5 protein-coding genes and 1 pseudogene are annotated in these 5,318 nt (G+C 55.7%); all 6 read left to right on the plus strand.

The genetic code is table 11. From position 1 onward, the window contains the following. Positions 1 to 225: pseudogene (locus CSQ89_RS19620) on the plus strand (IS701 family transposase); the annotation flags it as partial. A gap of 15 nt (positions 226 to 240) precedes the next feature. After that, positions 241 to 1,299, plus strand: a complete 1,059-nt coding sequence (locus CSQ89_RS19625) for a DEAD/DEAH box helicase (RefSeq protein WP_308418184.1) — start codon at positions 241 to 243, stop codon at positions 1,297 to 1,299. A gap of 239 nt (positions 1,300 to 1,538) precedes the next feature. Beyond that, a complete protein-coding gene (locus tag CSQ89_RS19630) occupies positions 1,539 to 1,802 on the plus strand; it encodes a PepSY domain-containing protein (RefSeq protein ID WP_099407725.1) in 264 nt (87 codons plus the stop codon). A gap of 1 nt (position 1,803) precedes the next feature. Beyond that, the gene (locus CSQ89_RS19635; RefSeq protein WP_099407726.1) at positions 1,804 to 3,492 is read left to right on the plus strand and encodes a phosphoethanolamine transferase; all 1,689 of its coding nucleotides are present in this window, start codon (positions 1,804 to 1,806) and stop codon (positions 3,490 to 3,492) included. Between the two features lie 136 nt (positions 3,493 to 3,628). Beyond that, the gene (locus CSQ89_RS19640; protein WP_099407727.1) at positions 3,629 to 4,024 is read left to right on the plus strand and encodes a YkgJ family cysteine cluster protein; all 396 of its coding nucleotides are present in this window, start codon (positions 3,629 to 3,631) and stop codon (positions 4,022 to 4,024) included. A gap of 45 nt (positions 4,025 to 4,069) precedes the next feature. Next, positions 4,070 to 5,218, plus strand: a complete 1,149-nt coding sequence (locus CSQ89_RS19645) for a methyltransferase (RefSeq protein WP_099407728.1) — start codon at positions 4,070 to 4,072, stop codon at positions 5,216 to 5,218. Positions 5,219 to 5,318: the final 100 nt, after the last annotated feature.

Raw genomic sequence — 5,318 nt, forward strand, 5'->3', positions numbered from 1 at the left:
TTTCACAAGTCACTCAAGTCCAATGCCAGTCTGGCCAAGTCGCCTAGGCGTACAGTTCGCACCCAAAGCAACCATGTGTTCATGACGATTTGCGCAGCCTTCAAACTTGAATGCCTGAGCATCAAGATGCAGAAGAACCCATTCGCACTTTGCCGCAAGTTACTGATCAACGCCTCTCGCGCGGCTTATGATCAGTTACAGCTGCTTCTCGCAGCTACTGCGTAACATCAGTTACCCATTTTGCAGCAATGGCTTGCGGCACCCCACCCTAGCCCCCGCCAAGTCAGCGTGCTGATTTTGGTACCCACACGAGAACTTGCCAGCCAAGTAAGCAGAACGTTGGATCAGTTAGCGCGAACACTACCGGGTAATGTCAAGATACTGCCACTCTTTGGCGGCGTATCGATCAACCCACAAATGATGGATCTGCGTGGTGGCGCAGATATTGTCGTTGCGACACCCGGCCGCCTGCTCGACCTTTGCACGCGCAACGCTTTGCAGCTTTTCAGTGTCAAAACCCTGGTGTTGGACGAGGCCGACCGCTTGCTCGATTTGGGATTTGCCGAGGAAATCAGTCGCATCATCACGTTACTGCCCAACCCACGCCAAACCCTGCTTTTCTCCGCCACATTCCCTACCGAAGTCCAGTCCTTGGCCGAACAACAGTTACGTGAACCACAGCGCATCATGCTGGCCGCCACCGACTCTGACCGACCCGCTATCGTACAACGGGCGATTCATGTTGATGAGACCCAGCGCGGTGACTTGCTGTTGACGTTGATTCGTGATGAAGGCTGGACGCAGGTATTGGTATTTGTGGCTACTCATCGAATGGCGGATCAACTGGCGAAGCTACTTAACCAAGCGAATATCCCAGCCGCACCTTTCCATGGCGAGCTAAGCCAGGGGCGACGCAGCCAAGCTCTGGCCGCCTTCAAGGAAGGTTCGCTACAAGTGCTGTTGGCAACCGATGTGGCTGCGCGGGGCATCGACATCGTGCAGTTGCCTACGGTGATAAACTACAACCTTCCACGCTCGGCAGTAGATTACCAGCATCGAATCGGTCGTACTGGCCGCGCAGGCGCTAGCGGCTTGGCTATCAGCTTTGTCACCCCAATCAGTGAAGCGCATTTCCGGCTGATTGAAAAACGCCAGCAGCAACGCTTGGTGCGTGAACAGATTGCAGGATTCGAAGTCCAACCGGCGGCCATCCTTACAACCAATACAGGCGCAGGCGGCATAAAAGGAAAACGAAAAAGCAAAAAAGACAAGTTGCGCGAAGCCGGCAAGAGTGACTAGCACCTAATTAAGTTGCTTCGTAAGCTGTCTAAAGGTTCGTGAGCTAAGGCAAGATAAGGCGAAAACAGCCGAGGAAGCGGCGTTTACCCAGGGTAAATGAGTACTCCGAGGACGTTTGCAACGCCATATTGCCGACGCGCAGCTGCTTTGGACAGGTCTTAGCGCCTGTAATCACAACTTCAACTGCCATCAAGTTGACTACCTTCCAATAACCCCCTTTCGCTCATACCTCACCCACCATGTCTGCGCTCTACCCCCTGCTGGCGACGGCACTCGTCTCGGCTGCCATCGCCTCGCCCAAATGCACCCCCATTGCACCAGCGGGCTGGATGCCCGTAACTGCATTCCAGCAAAAATTGAAGCAGGAGGGTTATCAAGTCCACAAAATCAAGGCTACCCATAGTTGCTACGAAATCTATGGGCGGGATAAAGCCGGCAAAAAGGTGAAGGTGTACTTCAACCCCGTCAACGGCTCCGTCGTCAAAACCAAGGTAGCGCATTGAGATGGCCTTTACTCATCCAGACCCACAGCACACCGCCCTCAACCCGCCACCACGCAAATGGTTTCAATATCGGCCCCAGCTGAGTGTTGAAACATTGACCGGGCTGGCTTGTATTTTCTTTATCACCGCCTGCAATACCCTCTTCTGGCAGGCCGCCCTCGATGGGCGGGACATCGCCAGCCTGCAGTCTTGGCGATTTGCCGGGGCAGTGGGCTTGGCACTTGCCGCCGTCCACTTTGCAATTCTGCTGCTGTTCATGTCACGTTGGACCATCAAGCCCCTGCTGGGCGTGCTGTTCGTGGTCACCGGATTCGCCACCTACTATATGCAGCGTTACCATGTGTATTTTGATACCAGCATGATTCGCAATGTGCTGCGTACCGATGTCAAGGAAGCGCGTGACTTGATGGCATGGGGCCTGCTGCCGCATTTGCTGATCTACGTCGGCCTGCCGCTGTTGGTGCTTGCACGCATCAATATCAAAACCCGCCCTTTGCGGCGTGCCTTACTCATTCGCATCGGTTGTGTCGTTGCCGGCTTACTGATTGCGGTGGGCGCCACCTTGCTGGTGTTTCAGGAATTTTCGTCGCTGATGCGCAATCAAAAGGCGATCCGGCATCTGATTACACCAGGTAATTACCTTGTCTCTCTAGGCCGCGTGCTGGCCAGCGACGTGAAAGGTGCACAGAAACCGATACAAGCAATAGGCACGGATGCCAAACTCGCACCCAGCTGGCAAAAGCGCAGCAAGCCTACTGTCTTTGTCTTGGTCGTCGGCGAAACTGCCCGTGCCATGAACTGGGGCCTGAATGGCTATACCCGCCAGACCACGCCGGAACTGGCCAAGCTCGACGTCATCAACTTCCCCGATGTGCAGTCCTGCGGCAGCAATACCGAGGTATCGGTACCTTGCATGTTTTCGCAGTATGGCCGCCACAATTACGACGAAGACGCCATCAAGCAGCATGAGTCGGTGTTGCATGTACTGTCCCGGGCAAGTATCAAAGTGCTATGGCGCGATAATCAGTCAGGCTGCAAAGGGGTTTGCAATGGCCTGGAAACCGAGAGCACCAGTAACGATACGGACCCCACCCTTTGCCAGAACGGCAGTTGCTTCGATGAAATCATGCTCAAAGGACTGCGCGAACGGATTGATCGCGAAACCGGGAACATCGTGATCGTCATGCACCAGATGGGCAACCACGGGCCGGCCTATTACAACCGCTATCCGGCAGCCATGCGCCGCTTTACCCCGACTTGCGATACCTCGGACCTCGGCAAGTGCTCGGTCGAAGCTGTGCGTAACAGCTATGACAATGCCCTGCTGTATACCGACCATTTCCTGGCAGAAACCGTAAAGCTACTGGCAAGCCAAACCAGCCACGATGCTGCCATGATCTATGTTTCGGACCATGGTGAATCGCTGGGCGAGAACGGCATCTTCCTGCATGGTTTGCCTTATTCCATCGCCCCAAAGGAACAAACTTCTGTCCCAATGGTGATGTGGGCTTCGCCAGGCTATGCCAGCAGCTTTGGGCTGGATACCCAGTGTATGCAAGCCCAACGCACCAAGCCGCTGACCCACGATAATCTGTTCCATACCATGCTGGGCATGTTGGACGTCAACACCAGCGTATACGATCGCAGTTACGACTTCGTGTCGTCCTGCCGTAAGCAGGCGGTGCAATAAAATGCATATGGCACCTACCCCTTGTTTGGAGATGGGGTAGGTGCCAGTGCGATTGATTTAGTACCATCCGCCAGCCGAGCAAGCCGAAAGCACGTTGGGCCGATATAATCCGGCCCCGCTTTCCCATTGCGCTGCCATGCAAAAACCCGTTATTCATTTGTCCGACCTTGACCGTACCGGTACTTGGCTCAAGTACCGCAATGGCTTATGCAACAGCTGCATGGCAACCTGCTGCACAATGCCGGTGGAAGTAAAGCTGGGCGACTTGGTGCGCATGAACCTGGTTGATGCTTTCGAAGCTGAAAATATCCCCGCCAAAGACATCGCCAAGCGGCTGACCAAGACGAAGGTCATCGCCCAATTCAATTTCAAGCAACGCATCTTCACCCTGGCGCGGCGCGCCAATGGCGACTGCACTTATCTCAATGCCGACACGCGCCGGTGTACGATTTACGACCAGCGCCCCAATACCTGCCGCAATCATCCGCGCATCGGCCCCAGGCCGGATTTTTGCGCCTATCGGACCAAATAAACCTGTGCCCCAGCTTCCACTCCGCTCAATAAAACAGGTTTACGCATGACCGACGCACCCCAGCTACATTGGGTTAATGCCGGCCAAGCACACAGCGCCCTGTGGCGATCGCAAAGCGACATGGCGCCGCCCAAGCGCGTGCAACTGGCAGACGATACCCTCAAAGCCGATACCGCCTACCGGCTGGCTTGCGAAGGTACGGCATTGCTTTGGCAAGGCGACTTTCAAAACGCCCGCCAACTGCTGCAAGCCATGGCACGGCGGATAGACCGCAACCCGAAGAAAATGGGTACCACACCAGCCGAATCATTCCACCTGCACCGCCAAGCCCAAGCACAGCGTGCCCGCATACTTGCCATGTTGCTGGTACCGCTGGAGGCTGACTATCGCATTCCATTACGCCGAGCCCCGACGGTGGAGGCGGCCTGCATGATGGTCTATGGTCCCACCGCACAATCATCGGTCGTCTCCTTGCGAGAACTGCAAGGCTTGATAGGCGCACATGAGTGGCACAAGAAAGGGGTCGACATCCCGGCATTGGGCGGGCGCATCTATCCACAACATGGTGTGTTTTCGCCATTACGCGGTGAGTATGTCGACTTGGTAGCCAGCGCCCCCCTCCCCACGCTGGATGTGGCATTTGATATCGGCACCGGCACAGGTGTGCTGGCCGCCGTACTGGCCAAGCGGGGCATCAAACGTATTGTCGCCACCGATCAAGACCCACGCGCCTTGGCGTGCGCCAGCGAAAACTTGCAACGCCTTGGATATGCCGCTCAGGTAGAACTACTGCAAACCAATCTTTTCCCCACGGGTCGTGCACCACTCGTTGTCTGTAACCCGCCCTGGGTGCCCGCTCGCCCCAGCTCTCCAATCGAATACGCCGTGTACGACCCTGACAGCCGTATGTTGCTGGGCTTTTTAAATGGTTTGGCATCTCACCTCACCCCAAACGGTGAAGGCTGGCTGATCCTCTCAGACCTCGCTGAACACCTTGGCCTGCGATCACGTGCATTTCTATTGGATGCTATTCACAACGCCGGCCTGCAAGTACTGGAACGACACGATATCCGCCCTCGCCACCCAAAGGCGAGCGACAGCACCGATGTTTTGCATACGGCCAGAGCTGCAGAAGTCACATCGCTCTGGCGACTGAGTCAGTTGGCACCTATTCACCCGGCAACTAAGGGTTGATTTGTTGGTGTCCGCCCCCAACTGATAGAAATGGACAAAGAAGACGGACGCAAGCTGTCGCGGCAAGAACAGCACGAAAGGCGCAAGCAAGCTGTGAGGC

The sequence above is a fragment of the Chitinimonas sp. BJB300 genome, from assembly GCF_002735695.1.
GTDB lineage: Bacteria > Pseudomonadota > Gammaproteobacteria > Burkholderiales > Chitinimonadaceae > Chitinimonas.